General features: G+C 42.4%; 13 protein-coding genes. 5 read left to right on the forward strand and 8 right to left on the reverse strand.

Translation table 11 applies throughout. From position 1 onward, the window contains the following. Positions 1 to 52 precede the first annotated feature (52 nt). The 3 genes from ABIC84_RS20245 to ABIC84_RS20255 all read left to right on the forward strand — a co-directional run bounded on the left by ABIC84_RS20245 (position 53) and on the right by ABIC84_RS20255 (position 2,556). Positions 53 to 1,129, forward strand: a complete 1,077-nt coding sequence (locus ABIC84_RS20245; RefSeq protein ID WP_429264718.1) for a site-specific integrase — start codon at positions 53 to 55, stop codon at positions 1,127 to 1,129. A gap of 2 nt (positions 1,130 to 1,131) precedes the next feature. Then, complete coding sequence (locus tag ABIC84_RS20250; protein WP_429264719.1) at positions 1,132 to 2,085, forward strand: hypothetical protein; 954 nt, start codon at positions 1,132 to 1,134, stop codon at positions 2,083 to 2,085. A gap of 129 nt (positions 2,086 to 2,214) precedes the next feature. After that, a complete protein-coding gene (locus tag ABIC84_RS20255) occupies positions 2,215 to 2,556 on the forward strand; it encodes a helix-turn-helix transcriptional regulator (RefSeq protein ID WP_429264720.1) in 342 nt (113 codons plus the stop codon). 434 nt (positions 2,557 to 2,990) lie between these two features. Here ABIC84_RS20255 and ABIC84_RS20260 read toward each other — a convergent pair whose 3' ends face one another. From ABIC84_RS20260 to ABIC84_RS20285, 6 genes are all read right to left on the reverse strand, one after another. Then, the gene (locus ABIC84_RS20260) at positions 2,991 to 3,962 is read right to left on the reverse strand and encodes a hypothetical protein (protein ID WP_429264721.1); all 972 of its coding nucleotides are present in this window, start codon (positions 3,960 to 3,962) and stop codon (positions 2,991 to 2,993) included. Beyond that, the gene (locus ABIC84_RS20265; protein ID WP_429264722.1) at positions 3,962 to 4,693 is read right to left on the reverse strand and encodes a hypothetical protein; all 732 of its coding nucleotides are present in this window, start codon (positions 4,691 to 4,693) and stop codon (positions 3,962 to 3,964) included. Before ABIC84_RS20265 ends, ABIC84_RS20260 begins: the two co-directional genes overlap by 1 nt. 289 nt (positions 4,694 to 4,982) lie before the next feature. Next, positions 4,983 to 5,585 carry a hypothetical protein gene (locus ABIC84_RS20270; protein ID WP_429264723.1) on the reverse strand — a complete coding sequence of 201 codons (603 nt, stop codon included), beginning with the start codon at positions 5,583 to 5,585 and terminating at the stop codon, positions 4,983 to 4,985. A gap of 29 nt (positions 5,586 to 5,614) precedes the next feature. Continuing rightward, on the reverse strand, positions 5,615 to 8,980 hold the full coding sequence (locus ABIC84_RS20275) for a hypothetical protein (protein ID WP_429264724.1): 3,366 nt from the start codon (positions 8,978 to 8,980) through the stop codon (positions 5,615 to 5,617). 97 nt (positions 8,981 to 9,077) lie between these two features. Next, on the reverse strand, positions 9,078 to 9,710 hold the full coding sequence (locus ABIC84_RS20280; RefSeq protein ID WP_429264725.1) for a hypothetical protein: 633 nt from the start codon (positions 9,708 to 9,710) through the stop codon (positions 9,078 to 9,080). A gap of 10 nt (positions 9,711 to 9,720) precedes the next feature. Then, positions 9,721 to 13,362, reverse strand: a complete 3,642-nt coding sequence (locus ABIC84_RS20285; RefSeq protein ID WP_429264726.1) for a DUF6443 domain-containing protein — start codon at positions 13,360 to 13,362, stop codon at positions 9,721 to 9,723. A 662-nt stretch (positions 13,363 to 14,024) separates the two neighbouring features. On the opposite strand from ABIC84_RS20285, the gene ABIC84_RS20290 reads away from it, so the two are divergent. Both ABIC84_RS20290 and ABIC84_RS20295 read left to right on the forward strand, forming a co-directional pair. Continuing rightward, positions 14,025 to 14,354 (forward strand): hypothetical protein, encoded by a 330-nt coding sequence (locus tag ABIC84_RS20290; protein ID WP_429264727.1) that lies wholly within the window; start codon positions 14,025 to 14,027, stop codon positions 14,352 to 14,354. Between the two features lie 720 nt (positions 14,355 to 15,074). Further along, on the forward strand, positions 15,075 to 15,311 hold the full coding sequence (locus ABIC84_RS20295; RefSeq protein ID WP_429264728.1) for a hypothetical protein: 237 nt from the start codon (positions 15,075 to 15,077) through the stop codon (positions 15,309 to 15,311). 11 nt (positions 15,312 to 15,322) lie between these two features. On the opposite strand, the gene ABIC84_RS20300 is transcribed toward ABIC84_RS20295, so the two are convergent. After that, on the reverse strand, positions 15,323 to 15,979 hold the full coding sequence (locus ABIC84_RS20300) for a hypothetical protein (protein ID WP_429264729.1): 657 nt from the start codon (positions 15,977 to 15,979) through the stop codon (positions 15,323 to 15,325). Further along, the gene (locus ABIC84_RS20305) at positions 15,976 to 16,524 is read right to left on the reverse strand and encodes a hypothetical protein (RefSeq protein ID WP_429264730.1); all 549 of its coding nucleotides are present in this window, start codon (positions 16,522 to 16,524) and stop codon (positions 15,976 to 15,978) included. The genes ABIC84_RS20300 and ABIC84_RS20305 overlap by 4 nt, the downstream gene beginning before the upstream one ends. Positions 16,525 to 16,736: the final 212 nt, after the last annotated feature.

The following is a 16,736-nucleotide window of genomic DNA, read 5'->3' on the forward strand; positions in this document are numbered from 1 at the left end:
TATTCAGATTTGACGAGTAACAAAAGTAACGAATAAAAGGCAATGATAACTCATGGTAACTATTAGATACAAAAAGCTAAGTACAGGCAAATTTAGTGTTTATTTGGATGTCTACTCCAATACCGGTGAGGGTAAAGGCAAACGCAGTTACGAGTTCCTTAAGATTTATGTGGATAAAGATTATTCTGATTCAGCAAGCCGTGTTAGCGAGACTGATAAAGAAAAAATGAAGATTATTAAAGCGCTTCGTAATAAAAGAGAGGATGAATTGAATTTCTCTGAGCATGGGTATAAGCTACCTGCTAAGATCAATTATTACCTTCAGGACTATCTTGATCAATGCCTTGCAAAGAAGTTTAATTATAAACTGGAATGCCTTATCATTCATCTTGGAAAGTATTGCCCCAAACGAACCATATTATTCCAGGAAGTAGATGAAGAATTTTTAGATAAGTTTCAGAGTTACCTTCTTAATCAGGTTAGCAGAAATACAACTAATGCCTACATGTCCGTGTTTAGGCAGCATTTCAATAAGCTGGTAATTAAAGGGATTATTCAAACTTCCCCTTTTAGTAGTTTTAGGATTATCGAGGAGGAAGACTCGGAGCGGACCACGCTCACTATTGAGGAAGTTAGAACCTTAGCTAATTTCGTTCCCAAAAGAGGAAACAGCCAGATCCGGGAAGCTTTTATATTTTCTTGTTTTACTGGTTTGCGTTTTTCGGATATTAAGAAATTGCGTTACGACGAAATTGTTAACGATCAGCTAATATTTCGACCGGCGAAAACGACAAAAAAAATTGTTACTGTACCCTTGGCCGATGAAGCGAAAATGATTATTGCAAAAGTGGTCAAGCATCCTACAAATAAGAAAGTGTTTTGGGATTTGCCAACAAGTCAGGTGGTAAATGTTTATTTAAAATTCTGGGCATTGGAAGCCGGTCTCAAAAAAAATCTCCATTTCCATGCTGCCCGGCATACTTTTGCAACCATTGGCCTGACTTTTGGAATCGATATATATACCATGAAAGAACTGCTGGGACACAGTAAAATTGAAATGACCCAAGTCTATGCCAAAATTGTTGACGATAAGAAACGAAACGAAATGTTGAAATTTCCTAAACTTTGAATATGAAAAAGGTTTTTTTTGAAATCGGTTTGGTAATAGCCTTTACCCTGGTCTACCTTTTGGTGCCGAGAATACGCTTGCCGCTGATTATTACCTTTGGTGCATTAAGCATTTGGCTATTACCCGTTCAATTATTTTTATCTGTAAGTTTTAAAAACTGGCAGGATGAACTTAGTGGCCGTTTTCATCATTTGCCGACCCAGGAACGTTTATTGCAGGTTAAGGGTACTTTTGATGGCCTTAACCCCATAGAGGTTAACAAGCTTCGCTTGTTTTATATCAATGTAAGTATTTTTCACTACTTGTTAATGATTTTCTATGGCCTGTCATTTTTGTTGATCGGCCTGTTGTTTTTGGGTTTCGGTGTCTATTCTAATGGTACATATTTTGTTGCTATAAGTCTTTTGGGATTTATTATTACCTCTTTTATCGGCTACGTCTTGATCGGTCAGATATTTCCGGCCGGAAACAAGAAAAATATCGACGCTGTTTTCTATCTGTTTTGGAGCAAGGACTGGAAAAAACAACTTTCTGCGCTTGGTCAGATAGAAAAAGTGGATTTTCAATTATTGAGTAGGCCGCAGACATTTTATGATTTTTGGCTGCAAGGTAAAACAGCAAGAGAAAAGGAAATGGCATTTAGAAAATTAATAGATGACCTTAATAGGCACAGTAAAAGCGGGCCACTTTTTAAATATAATGAGCAGGGAAAAATAGAGCTTACCGAAATTATACGTAACGGTGCGCCGGACAAAACGCTGGCAGGTTTCCTTAAATACTGCATTAAAGACCGTAAAACACTTTCGGAGGATATTTTGAAAAAAAGTCATAGAAGATTGTTGCATTCCGTTTTTATGATCGGTCAAAACAAAGGGCTTGTTGTTTTGGAGAATGAAAGATTTAAAACCTTACCCGATGATTATGTCGAGGTATATAAATCAATCCTAAAAGAATAAATGTTTTGGATAGAACTTTATAATGTATCCAAGCGTGACGTAAGTTACGTTCATACGATACCGCCCAATCGGTCGTATAGGTCTGTTTTGTTCTATTTTTTTGCTTCCGTTAACCAAAACGGAGGTTGAATGAATATCAATGAAAACACCAGGGTAATAGATCTCAAAGTATCAGATCTGTTGACCATTTTAAAAGAAGCAGCAACAGTTTTACCAGCGCCATTACCGAGTGACGAAGATGAAATAGGAGGCTATGAGGTTGCAGAGAAAACTACAGGTTATGCACGCCAGACGCTTTACCAGTTAAAATCCGCAGGAAAGATTCCCTGCATAGTTCTTCCTAATGGTGGTGTCAGATTCTCTAAAAAGGAGGTCGTTAGCTGGCTGATGTCCCATAAGAGACTAACCGACGCGGAGATAACCGAGAAAGCAGAAAATTTTATTTTTAAACGCCGTTTGCGTAGAAAATAAGCAGAAATTTGAAACAGGTGGATATTCCCGAACCCTTGATCAATGCGTTCCGGAAAAAAAGTTCAGGACGTTCCGTTACACTTTGACCATGCTGTCTTATTGAATTAGATTGCTAAATTTAAAATTCATTAACACAACCCGTTGCTCTAATGAGCACGAAACAGCATGGTCAAGCGTGCCGGAATATCCAATATATATCAGTATTACCATTTGGATTGGCATAGGCTTTTATTGTAAAAGAGCTTGTGGCGTTTCCATTTGTTACCTGGGGAATAACTATGCCGCCTCGGTTGCCTACATAGTAAGCAGTTACGCCCGTATTATCTGAGCCCCAGCCGCCGCCAAAAACATCTATTTACAATTTAGCAGCATTTGAATCGTTATCAGGCGGAAGACTGCCCAACAAAAATAATACTACTTTAAAAATGTATATTTTATTCATGTGATTTATTTATTTGTGATTCAAGTTTTTCTATCCGTTTATTTTGTTCTATAAGGTACAAAGTCAGTTCTTCTACCTTCTTTAGCAGCAGCTTGTTCATTTCTACCACATTCAAGCCATTTTTCATTATTTCCTGCTCTGATGGAATTTCGGGCAAGTGTTGATTTTGCTCGATGTAGGATTTAACTGCAGTTAAAGACGGGAGCTGATAAGCTGGCTTGAATACATAGTCTGCCCAGCCGTTGAGGTCTATCAAAACTGATTTGGAATGTATTGTACCGTTAACGTCCAGTTTATTGTGTGGGGATGTTATGCCTATGCCTACGTTACCCTGAACAATAGTTAAGTAAGTATTGGCTAAAGATCCCCACGACTGAATATCCTCACTAGGGGATCTTTCCCACCATGTCAGGGTATTTATCTGCGGACTTAAATAAGATACATCAATTGAAATCCCGTCATGTAACCTGGTAGTATACCAGTCTGTTCCGGCAGAATTTCTTACCAGCCACAAGTTATTTTTGAAGTAGTTGGAACCAGAAGTGCCGCCAACTGAACTTATCAGCACTGCGTTTTTAGCGACGCCCCCCAATGGCGTAGGCGAAAATACTGTTAGTTTTGCATCAGGACTTGAATTTCCAATCCCTAAATTCCCTGCAAAATAACCCTGCCCATCAGCTCTTACGCTAAAATTTACCGCTCCGTTGGTCACTCCATCGTAGTAGACGTTGGCTGAACCGGAAGGCTGATCGGTCCAGGCGCGGAAAATCCCGGCACCCGGATAAGAATACGTACTTCCCAATTGATGGCCCACAAAGAACGACTGCCCGATTGAGGTCTGAGCGACGATCTTGGTGTTATTGTTCAATGCGTCGTTGGCATCTACCGTTACTGTTTTTGTTTGCGCAAATCCGCTATAGATCCCTGTCAGACCGGTCATGGCCAGTAATAAAACTCTTTTCATTATTTGTTCAATTTGCTTTTCAGCCGTTTAACCTCTTTTTTCAAAGTCGTTATTTCTTCTTTCGCCTCGATCATATACAGCGTCATTTCCTCCATCTTTCTCAATAAAAGCTTGTTTGCCTCACTCACATCAAGCCCGGTTTTGATCATTTCTGCCTCAGATGGAACTCCCGGCAAATGCTTATTTTCCTGAATGTAGGTTTTAACCAGGCTCAGGGCCGGCAGCTGGTAATTCTTTTCAAACACATAGTCCGACCAGCCGACAAGGTCGATTTTAACTTGTTTGGCATGGAGGGTACCGTTCACATCCAATTTGTTAAGCGGATTAGCAGTACCTATTCCAATGTTCCCTATCTTGTCAATCTTAAAAAAAACCTGTTCAGCGTAGGTTAGCGGCGCAGAGCGGACAATGGTGAAATTATCAACATTGACACCATGTCCCATTTGCAGTTTCCAGGCAGGCATAGCAGCATCGGCAAATCCCCAGACGTTAGTGGTTGAGTTCCTGACAACGTTGGATGTAAGCATGATGCTCGCATAATCCGGGGAATTTTCCGGCATCAGAGCTCCCAAGTTCGGCATCCAGATCGCGCTGAAACCAGCGCCGTGATTACCCGGTTTTGCCGCATTAATTCTAATATCGCCATTCAACGGAAAATCATTTTGTTGCGCATAAAGGTTTGAATAACCGGCGATTGATACAACCATAACGGCCAATAGTCTTCTCATCATAATTCAATGGATTGTTATTTTTTTGTTTCTAAAGACGAAAACCTTAACAGGCTGCACATTGGTACCACAAAGGTTCAACCCCCATATTTCCTGTATGGCAGTAACGGGCGCCCCAGATGTAAATGTTAAAAGCGAGTTCGTTGAGCCCAATGGACCCGAGCCCGAGGTTTGAACTGGCACATTCATCTGTGCAAAACTGCTAAGCGAGTAAAAAACTATCGCTAATAAAAGTAGATTTTTTAAGTTGTTCATATTGTTTGATGAAGGTAAGGTTAATGACAGCCGTTCTTCACAATTTATTTTGAAACAGTTTTTCAAGTTGTGCTACTCTATTCCGGAGTTCTTCCAATTTCTTGTCTTTTGCTTTTTCTCTTTCCTTATCTTTTCGCTCGTCCTCAATCAAGTACAACGTCAATTCCTCGACCTTTTTCATCAACAACTTGTTCATCTCACTCACATCAAGTCCATTCTTGACCATCTCTTGTTCTGAAGGAACGTCCGGCAGATGCTGGTTTTGCTCGATGTACGATTTTATATCGCTCAGTGCAGGCAACTGATAGGTCGGCTTTAATACATAATCCGCCCAGCCATTCAGGTCGATTTGAACCTGCTTGGCATGAACAGTACCATTCACATCCAACTTATTTTGTGGACTCGCTATACCGATGCCAACGTTTCCCGCAATAATAGCCAAAGGGTAAATCCCGCCAGTTGTTGGCGAAGAAGGCATCGTGCCTCCCCAGGAACGAAAATGTACGCCAGTGCCGTCAAAGTGAGCGGTCACGATGTTTCGCCCATTTCTGTTAGCAATATTGAATACTAAATAGATAACAGAATTGTCCGAACTGAAAACATAGCGGAAGTTATCTATCGGGCATATCAACAAAGCCATTGCCGTCCCTTATAGTAAACAGTCATACGCTATTGACCCTGATAATGATAATCGATATGTTTAACGATATTGCCGTCTTTATCCTTGACATTGCTCAGTCGTTGTGCACTGTCGTACTCGTAATACGTCGTTTCCCCTTTCGGATCGGTGGAGGTCGTCAAACCGGTCAGCGGATCATAGGTATTGGACGTGATCAAACTGCCCTTTAGTCCAATATTTGAGCGAAGGGGTAAAAGAAAGCTATTAATCTGGGCATTGGTTGGGTTAGGAATATTCTTAAAGTTTTCTACTGCCGCCGCTCCCCCCAGAGCTGAAACAACGACGGAATATTCCGCATTTTCAACCTTTGCGATCGGGTATAAACCCTTATAACCCCATACATAAGAGATCTTAGGTCCAGACTCCTTGCTGAAGCTGGTTGCATTTCCCATATTATCATAGCTATAATAGCGCAGACGGGTCTCATACGAATTATTTTTCGTTTGATAGTTCACCGTTTGCGGCTCGAAAATATTCCCTCCCCAATTATAGTAATTGGTTTTGATGGCATCCAGGCTGGTTGATCCGTTATATCTTGTTTTCACAACTATTGGCGAAACTATATTTTTAGCCACCATAGCATCATATGGAGCATTTGTAGAAAAATCTGCCGGATAAGCGTAAACCGTTTTCAGCACATCACCATTGCTGGCGATTTTAGTAACTGTTGTCGGCAGTGCGTTCCCCATATTACCGTATTGATAACTTTCAATGTTTTGCGTGTAATTCTGGCCATTCAGGTCATAATTCAAAGTAATAACGGTATCGGCATAAACCCAGGCCCTATGAATAAAATAATAACTGGTGTTATAGTTTCTGCGCTGATAAAATATGGCAGCCGGGGTATTGTTACCGGTGCAGTATAAATGATAGTTCTCAGTGCCGATATAGCCGTTATACAACCCTGCGAACCCAGTGTCTTCCTTATAGTGCGTATAGACTTTTTGTGTGTAAATACGCTGCCCGCCCTGAAGCTTAAACGTCCCCTGGTAAAGTTCCTTTCCATTTTTGTAACTTTCATTTCCACTTGGCACACCGTATATCGACAGTCCCTTGAATACGGCTGCCGGCTTGTCCTGAGAAACCGTAAAGATGTGTTCTATACCACCATTTTCAAAATTCTCTCCGAAGCTCTCCGTAACATTGGCATAGGTGGCAGGGCTGGGGGTTACTGAAAGGCTGTAGGCCGCACTGGAGGTACTCGTATCAAAGTCAAACGGAATCCCGTCATAACATAGACCGCCCCCTGTACATTGTACCCACAATTTGATATGGCGTTCAAAATAAGGGATATTTACGGTCTCAGCAGAGGACTGGGAGGGGTCGGAAAATTTATTATATAAATATTTTTTGATTATCGGACTTGCGGAAACGCCATCATAAGTTAATATTTTTGCAATCCTTACACCGCCAATGTCGACATTCATGAGCTGATTGGTAACAGCCCCCGAAAAGTAACTCAGGTTGACCTTTCCCCTTACATAGTCGCCATATAACACGACAGCGACTTTATAGGTACCGGGATCAAGGATGCGCGTTTTCGTAAAAGAGTTACCCGGCTGAATCGGTGCGTTATCAACCACATTGTTGTTAGCATCCAATATCTGGATAGTTGCCTGCCGCGTGCTGTTGGCCAAGGATGACAGCGCCGTGCAATTACCGTAAAAGGTCACCTGCTGCGAGACCGATATTACCGCGGTAGTCGGCGATATTTGGGTGCCAGGCATTACACTTCCGGTGTTATTTGTTGCTGTATAGCTCAAAGTTTGTTGCGTCGGATATACAGTTTTGACTTGATAGGCCTGATTTCCCTCATAAACAATACTGTCCTTACCGCCGGTCGGATAGGTAACGGCATTTAACAGCCCCTTTGCCGCATAAACCGGGTCCGGATGACGGTTAGCTGTTGCCGAAGGCAATGATTGCTGAAATCCAGGATCTTCCGACCTGGGGACAGCAGTCAGGTTAGATTTTCCATTATAAAAACCCCAATAATCCTGTCCAAACGATAAAGATGCGGGCACTGCATATATATCGTTATACCCGAATTTATACTTCGACAGCAATTGGGAGGCACCGTCATACTCCGAAAGGGCTGTCAGAAATGGTCTCGCTCCGCCATAAGTATAACTAAGCGCGAATTTTTTTAATAATCTCACCCGGCCCGGATCGTATATATTGATTGCGGATATCAGCCGGTCATTATCGTCATCACGCGTGACATAATCAAATTTCACTTTATAACCGTGCGCTGAAGTGATGCTGTCCAGCAATACACCCTTAGTCTCCAGTGTGGTGACACAGCTGCTGTTAGCGGGCTGAGGCCGGGTAACATACCCCTGCGGATTGCATCCCTGATTATAAACAGTTGATGACGAACCGGTAAACGCATAAACGGACTGGCTTATGCCTGTATTATAACTATAAGTTAGCGGTGAGTAATAAAAGGTTGCCACATCTCCGTCCGGATGAATAATTCGCTTCAGGTACCAGGCCGTTGCATTACTGCTGTAAGGAGTGGCGCATGAACTTGACCCCGCCGTCATTTCAATTGCATCTTCTCCAAAAACATATTGTATACCGTCCGGTGCAGTAATAGTGAATCCCGAGCCAGCTCCGGAAAATACAATTTTTAAACCGGAATTGGCAAGCATTACGGGCTGTAAAGTATGATTAGGGCCAATGGTATCCAGAATAAATTTTCCGCTGTACTTATCAAAATTAAAACTGAAAATGTCCGGTTGGCCGTCGACCGCTCCGTTAGGGCCCACACCTTCGAGCGGTAGTGTACTCGACAATTTTTGTTCGAACATGAAAAGATCGGTTTCCGTTGACTCTCCAAGAGAAGGCTTGGGATAGATCCTTGCCGATGTTTCATCCACACTGCCGAATACAGTACGGCTGATCATTCCGCCTGCATTCAAAGACCACTGATTACCTGTTCGGGAAGCGATCTCATCCACCTTAAAACCACTGGTGGCATAATTTATGGCGATTGGAAAACTTACACTTTTTGAAGTATAGGTCAAAAGCGGCACAGAAAAATTTGCAGAACCCGACGAAAGCCCGGTGTTGACGCCTGCATACTTGCTGAGGGAAGCCGCATTTGGTGCCGGCGGAAGTATATTCACCAATTCGTAACTCTGCGCTTTTACCAAATTACAAAACAGGCATCCCAGTAAAAACATTGGAAGCCAACCTGTCCAGGTTTTCATTTTCGGGTGTAGAAACCTCCTGTTTCTAACACCGCGAAACCGGGACAGGAATGATAAGAGTGTTAATACCGTAACCTTCTGCTTTTGCGGGAATACCGACGGTTTACCGCCTTGTAAAAATTGTCGTGATAAGGTGATCATATTACAATTATTCTAAATTCGTTATATCATACATTGCGATCGGAAACTGCTCATACAAAAAACCCTGCTGTTCTGTTTCCGAAGCTGGTCTGCGGGCTCAATGGACTGTTACCGTCGCATCTGAGCAACTCCGCAGACAAGGATATATGTCTCCAGTTTTATTTTTTTCAGTCAGGCCTTCATATAAACAGGCAAAGTCAAGGGTTGCTACGGTACATCTGCTTAAAAACTCTTTGACGGATATCCCCTCACCATTGCTTGCCCGATAGTCGCCCTGAAATTCATGAAGGAAACCAAGGAAATCGTTCCCAGAAAATCCGCTCAGGCGGTAGCTTGTACCCTTTGATTTATTAAGGCAGATCACATAGGACTGACAATTGTCTACGGCAATACTTATATATCCGATTTCTTTGGGCGCCTTATAAACCACGGACCGTTTATAGGGCTCCGCTTTTTTCGTGAAGGATACGGCCAGAAATATATAATCTGCCCCAAAACCATTCATTCTCAGCGTATCAAACTTAAGCGCTAACCCATTTTGAAATAAATCGAACAAAGCAGAATCTTTCACTGCATATTCAGTGGCGTACCTGCTTTTATTATTTTTATGTTCCAAAAATAACCAGGTTTTAAATATAAACCCGGCATCGGTCGTTTGCTGGGCGCTCAAGGGCTTATTGAACGTCAAAAAAAAGACCAGGAAAAACGTAATTCCAATTTTGGTTTTCATAGGCAAAAAATCATCTTATTATCGGCAGGTTCGACAGGATCGTCCTGACTTGGTTTAAGATTCGCAAATTAGAATCATATTGATGCTGCATATCCAATGCCGGTTTTGCAATAGGGCTTTGACTATTCCCCGGCGCCTGACAATCAAAGTTTGGCCCGGCATTCTGCACAGCCCTCAAATATCCAATCGGATCTGCGGCCATTGCAAATCCGTGACCGAGTTCATGGGCAAAAACATTCGCATCCGTAGCTACATTCAGATCAAGAGTAGTTTGCACTGCATCATTGGAGATTATTCCGGTTTCTGTGTTAACACCATATTCGGTCTTCCCTTTATCCACATCGCTTACATTTCCGCTTGAAACCAAGACATCCAGGTTGTGCGTGTTTCCGCCGGCGTCCTTGTAAGTGAGGTTATCTGCTTTGGCAAACCCTGCGGGATCTACTTTTTTAAAGTTATCAATGCTTTCTTTCGTATGGTTATATGCCTTTTCAGCGCTTTTAAAGGCGTTCATCGCTTTTTTCAGATCATGTTTTCCCGTTTTCGGGCCAAAACCTAAAGCACCTAAAGTCTTGGCTGTAACATCCTGCACTGCTTCATCCCTTTTCTTTTCGTCAGCATTAAGCACCTTCATACCGTCCGGATCAATAAACCGGACAGGGTTGTCCATGGCATAATTATAGGGAGACCACCTCCGGTATTGTTCGGATAAAGGATCCGGGCCGTTCCACCTCGCGATCAGTGGGTCATAAAACCTGGCACCATAGTCATACATATTCAGGTTCGCCTGGAGCTCTTTTTTATTATAAAGATACAAGTTTTTTGTTCCCAGTACCGTGCCATTGCTTTCCATACCAAAAGGATAATAGTCGTCGGTTTGCACCTGGCGCACTCCGGAACCCGTCCCGGTATCAAAGTTGACCCTGCTGTTACCAAGATGGTCAGTTAAAGTGTATTCATAATTATAAGCGGTGGTGCCGTTCGGAATCGCCCTGCCCTCTTCCGTTTCAACAAAATCCACTGCGGAACCATTGTACTGAATACCGCCGATGTATTCAACGGTCGTTGCACCCGCTCCGGTTGTAACTTTCCGTAATTTTCGTCCGGAGGCATCATAAGTAAACTGGGTGTTCAGCACTGCAATATTTTCGGGCAGGTTGAGCATATTATAAGTAATTCCGTTCAGCGGTAAACCGCGGCTGTCATCCGAAGTCAGGTTTCCGTTCAGGTCATAGCCATAGGTCGCTTTACCCGTTTTTTGCCCTTGGCCGCTCCCGCTATCGTCAGTCACGCTTCCCAGTTGCTGCGAATTTTGCGGGTAGGTGTAACTCAACCGGTCGATCAATGTCACACTGCTTCCGAAATACCGGTTAAGGGTTATCATATTTCCGGTCAGATCATAGCTGATATTGCTCTCATTATACCCACCTGTTGAAAGTCCCTGTGTCAGCCTGTTCAACTGATCATAACTATAGGTGTATGTAGTCGCCGCGCCACCAGCCGCCTGCCATACCTGATTAACGATATTGCCGTTATATTGCTTACCCAGCGGCGCATCGTTATAATACAGATACATGCTGAACTGGTCAGATAAGCTCGAGCTCAGCCAGCCCCGCTCATTATAACCATAACTGACTGTCTGGCGAAAATTCACACTGTCTGTACTGTGAAGCTTTTTCTTCCATACCTGTCCGATTTCATTATAATCGAGCTTAGATATCAGCGTCTTAGTATCCGGAGCAAGGTTATTTACACCGTCCGCATTCGTAATCTGCTCCCAGGTCTTCGACTTGCGCCCCATATGGTCGTACAGGTAGCTGTTCCATATGGTCAGCTTCAGTTGCGCCGCTGTCTGATTAACATCGTAGATATAATGCTTGCGCGTGCTGGTCGTTACTGCATTTGTAAAATTATAGGTTGTGGTCACAGCATCATAATTCCGGATAGTGTTCTGGCCAGCTTTATAATGCTGGCTGAAAGTACCCGTTTCCCTCCCCTTGTCGTCATACCAATGCACTGTCAGCAGTTGTACTGCAGGTGCGCTCAGCACAGATGTCCGGCTAGCCGTAAGCAACCCCTTGGTTTGACTGCTGTAAATTGCCGGCGTATAGATCCCCGGACGGCCTGGTATAGCGGAATAATCATCATAATAATTGATCACCAACGGTGTCGAACCTGTTTGCGGGTATGCCGAACTCGTGTAATCCGTTGTGCCGTCCGTGCCTGCATACAGGCGGCTTTCCCAAAGTGTTGTTTGGCTGTTCGCGTCCAGCTGCATACTCAGCCGGTAATTCTGACCTGCCACGGTAGTGTTGGTTACATTATAAACACCGGTTAATGCCACCCTGCCATATGCGTCATATTTTGTAAAGGTCGCCTGTTGTAAAGGGATCTTGCTTCGCTGTACTGCGTCCTGTGTCACCACCAGTTGGTCAAGCTTGTTATAAACGAGGTAGTCCCAGCCTTTTCCCGGTATCTTTTTCTCAACCAGTCGGTTGCGCTCATCATATTTATACTGAAAACAAAGACCATCCAGCGTTGCCTTGTTTGAAGCGCTGGTAATACCGGCGTCTGCACCGCTTCCGGGAGGCAGGACATAGCATAGATTGCCCAAATCATCATATACATAATAGGTTGACAATATCTGCAATGTGCCGGAAAAATTAAAAGCACGCTTTAGCACGACACGTCCATCCAGATCTTTATATTCCTCCGTCGTCCCTCCCCTGCTTTTGCCGGCGGAACCTGATTTCCAGTTCTCATCTTTGCTAACCATAACGGATAACCTGCCTGCTGGATAACTGTTCTGCCCGTTATTACCCAATAAAAGGCTTCCATCCGCCCCAACCCGGTACAACATAGCCAGGTAGGTGTTGCTGGTATCGCTTAATGCGATAGCGTTGTTCGTCAGATAAATCATTTTAACGGTATGACCGTTAGTACCAGATGGCTGCCAATCCGAGCCGGTAGCACCCTGTTCTGTTACGCGGTTCAAAGGAGAAGGTTCGAACAAGGTTTGGCTGAAAGCCGAAGACGTTGACCTTACTCCGGGAGCATTCCAAGAGGTGCCCGAAGGATTACTGTAGAACGAGGCCTGGTCCGCAAGTGCCATCGTCTGATACCCTCCGTTACTGCTCGCCGGAGCAGCAACGTAAGTTTGATATTTTATCGCTTCCCTGCCATATGGGTCATAAGCAAATGGCTGGATGATATCCCGGCCCCCTGCACTCCCTTTGACCTGCACAGTTTGAAGAGGCCTCCCCAGACCATCAAAATACTGCACCGTCTGCATCAGTTCACAAGTGCTCCTGTTCGCGAGGTCCCCTGAATTTGGCCCGAACCCGGAGTTTTTCATTCCTCCTGCACGGGGTACAGAGGTCATGATATAGTTACGACCACCGCTGGGTATCGCCGACAGCGTCTGGCAATCCGAATCCGCGATGTATAAATTCAAAATACTGCCCGTTCCTGCCGTAAAAACAAAATCGGGCTTCAATACAATATTGTTATAACTGAAGTAAGAACCCGCTGCCAACGTCCCTGTCACATCTCCCGTTAGCTCACTCTGGCCGAAAGCATTCATGTGTGGCACAACGGACAGCAACACTGACAACGACAGCAAACAGCTGACCCGGTTTGATTTTCTTTTCATGGTAGGGATAAGGTCGATATGGTTTTTAAAATTTCAATAACAGGTATCACAACCTACAAGAGGTCTAAGGAGAAATGGAAAGCGGCATGGTGCGACGAATGGCAATGCCAATTCAAAATCAGTGAATCACAGCGCCGGCGACTGTAGATAATAGGAATAAAGGAAATTTAACTGTGGATCTTTGCTATTCATAAATGTGATGGATTAGGATATATATTGATGCAATATAAGAAAAATTAAATATTTCGCAAAAAAATATAATATTTCCCATAAAAAGTTCAAGCCCAGCTTGACCTGTCCAGTAAATAGATAGCGTTCGGAATAAGGTCAGCCGTTTTTCCTGTCCGGCATTTATCTTTCCCAACCTCGTCTATCTCCTGGCAGATCGTCAATAAAATTTTTCTAAGATCAATTACAGGACAGCTTGTATCAGGGTAAAAATCAGGGACAGGAATTTTTAATAGCCACTTACCTTTCATGCATTTAAGCTATACACCCATAAAATAAATATAAAGTTCATACCCTCATTTTTATACAAATTTCTTTTCGCTTCAAGCCCGTATTAGAACAAGCTTAAACGCCTAATTCTATCTTCCAGTGCCGTCGAGTTATTTTCATTGATCCTGGAGGATGTAAATATTATTACATATAAAACTGACTATTTGAACGGGCGCTCAGTATTATTAACGCAGATAGAGGAACAAAAGCTATTTATAGCTAAAGCAAGAAAGTTGTTTGTATCGGATATGCTTAAATATGATGATTACAGTGAAATAAAAAAGGAACACAGTACAAGTTCAGAATATTTAAAAAAGGAACTAAATACTGTGACTAATAAATTGAAAAGCATTGATGAGCAGTTACTGCTTGGAGATAGATCGATCTCAAATATCTTTCAGGGATTTTCGAATTTAGATATTGCTGATAAAAGCATATTATTAATCAGATTCCGCCATCCAACATTGATTTCAGTACAGGCGATTTCTCTTTGATTTTGAATAAACCTTTGTCGAAAATATTAACACTTAAAAAGTGATCAAACTATTTACCGATGAAAGAAACAATTTATAATGCACCGAACTTTAAAGATAAAAGGATTTCAGCAAAGCGTGCAATTGCTATATTAGCCAAAAACAAGATTGAAGTCATGATAATGAGGCTTCTGTAATATTGGATTTCCTATATCATATTGCTACAGCTTACAACAAAATAAATGATGCTGAAAACGTTATGATCCTTAACGAAAAATCGAATCATAGGAAAAGAACTTCTAAGCACATCTAAACACCCTTTTTGAGGTCCCAAGTCAAAAATCAGAAAAGCTTGCCGTGAAATTATCGAACCGATTTTAGAATTGGATAACTATCTTATTGCCCAAAAGTAACGGGCATAAAAAAAGGAAACGAATGATATTTGCGTTTCCTTATGCTTCCGAGGTTGGGCTCGAACCAGCGATCCTCTGATTAACAGTCAAAAAAGGCCTTTTTTTGATTTTGCAATGTTTTGTTATGTATTGATTATCAGAAATTTATATTTTTTAGGCTGTGCGGAATTTGCGGAAGTTTGTTTGAGTTTGTGTTTATTTCTGCAAAATTCTATACAAAGTTTTCGCATTTTAATTCCAGCTAATCAATTAGAATTGAGATATTTAAGTGTTTTAAAAACTCACTGATTGGTTGTCAAAAACACTTCAAAACCTTGAGAGATTAGTTATGAAAGCTGAAGTTCCACTAACCTGGACACCAGGCGCGCCCTCAAAAACGGCACAGATCCTTTTAAAATTACACGTCTATTTTCCACCAAAAAATAAGACGTGGCTCCCTCTTGACTACAAGTTAAGCAAGGAAGAACTTGCAGCATGTTTTGAATCCAAAAAACCCAAAAAAGAGTCTCAACTTCCAATCGTTTTCCAATTAGGCGAGCATGTTTTAGCCAAGAGTTTCGGTTAAAATTGTTAGTATCATTTGACGGTAGTTGTCAATCTGAAAATCCCTTTCGATTTGACATTCAAAGAATCCAGCGTTTTAATTGCCTTTCCGCCGACGTTATCGTTCGCCACGATGTAATACATATTTGCCGGAACGTTGTATTGGGTATATAACCCAGCCCCTGTCGTAGTACCGCTTAAATACGCATGTTTGGAAAAATCTACGGCGGCGTAGACAGAACTAGTATAAAGCCGAAAAGCAAGATTTGAAATCGGCCGTTTATTGGTATCGTTAAACTGAATACTGATGGCATTATAAAATGTTGGATAGACGCTGATCTGCAAAACGCTGTCTTTATTGGTGCTGGTGATTATCTTTTGACCGAAAAACTCTGTTCCATTGCTTGTGTAACGTACGTAAGCTGTACTCGTGCGATTCTGAATATAATTGAATGAAAAATAGTCTGAAGAATCGGTATTGGTTTGCAAAATATAACTCGATACATCCGTACCCTGGTTTAAATACACCAGCTTGCCCGGCGCGGCAACCGGAAATTTCCCTCGCAGTGTATCATGTAATTTTGTAAAGCCCGTCACTCTCGTTTCTGCCTGTACATCTTTGTATTTATCACAGCCAGTCAATGCTGCAAATCCCGCAATTGTGGCAATCAAATTTAGTGCGTTTCTCATTTGCTTATGTTTAAGAGTTTAAAGAGGTCGGCTACAACAGAAACGTCAGTGGTTAAACCGATATAAGCCCCTGTGCCATAAAGCGTTTTGATTATGGTGTTTTGCCCGTTCGAATACAAATTGTAATTGTATTTATTGAAAACCGCGCCACCATTTAAGCTGACACCAGGCCCTAGATCAAGACCTAAGCCGGTATAAATATTCCTCAGCGGCGAAACGATATCTACTGCTGCATCAAAGTGTAGTCTCGTCAGGACCACACTCTTCCCATAAGCATCGTTACCCAAGAAGAATTTGTTACTTCGGATATCTGTTTTATTAAAGAAGACTTTAAGCCCGATGATAAAATGGGTCTGTTGCTCCTGAGTAACCTTACCTGCCGACGCGCCATCTGAACTGCTCGCCACATCCTGAAATGAGTTAGTTGTATAGGCAATACCTGTCATTGGGAAGATCCTGTAACGTTTGTTAACACGGTATTTAAATGTATCAACCGGTGCCGCATCCTTTGACGAGGTTGTTTTAGCGACCTTAATTTTTCTCATCAAAAAGCTGATGAGGCTTTAGACGCAGTGGTCGGATTTTAAGAACGCATTAGGATAAAAAAAAGGAAGTGACCTCACTGCCTTTTTTTGTTTTTGAGCGTCTCAAAAGGTCCGTATATAAAATCCTCCAAATACTCCATTATCGAGATTGTATCATATAAAATATTCTTATGGTCGGGCTGGCTGAACCGGATGCGTCCCTCGGCCTGCAA

It is taken from the genome of Mucilaginibacter sp. 3215 (assembly GCF_050433785.1).
Taxonomy (GTDB): domain Bacteria; phylum Bacteroidota; class Bacteroidia; order Sphingobacteriales; family Sphingobacteriaceae; genus Mucilaginibacter.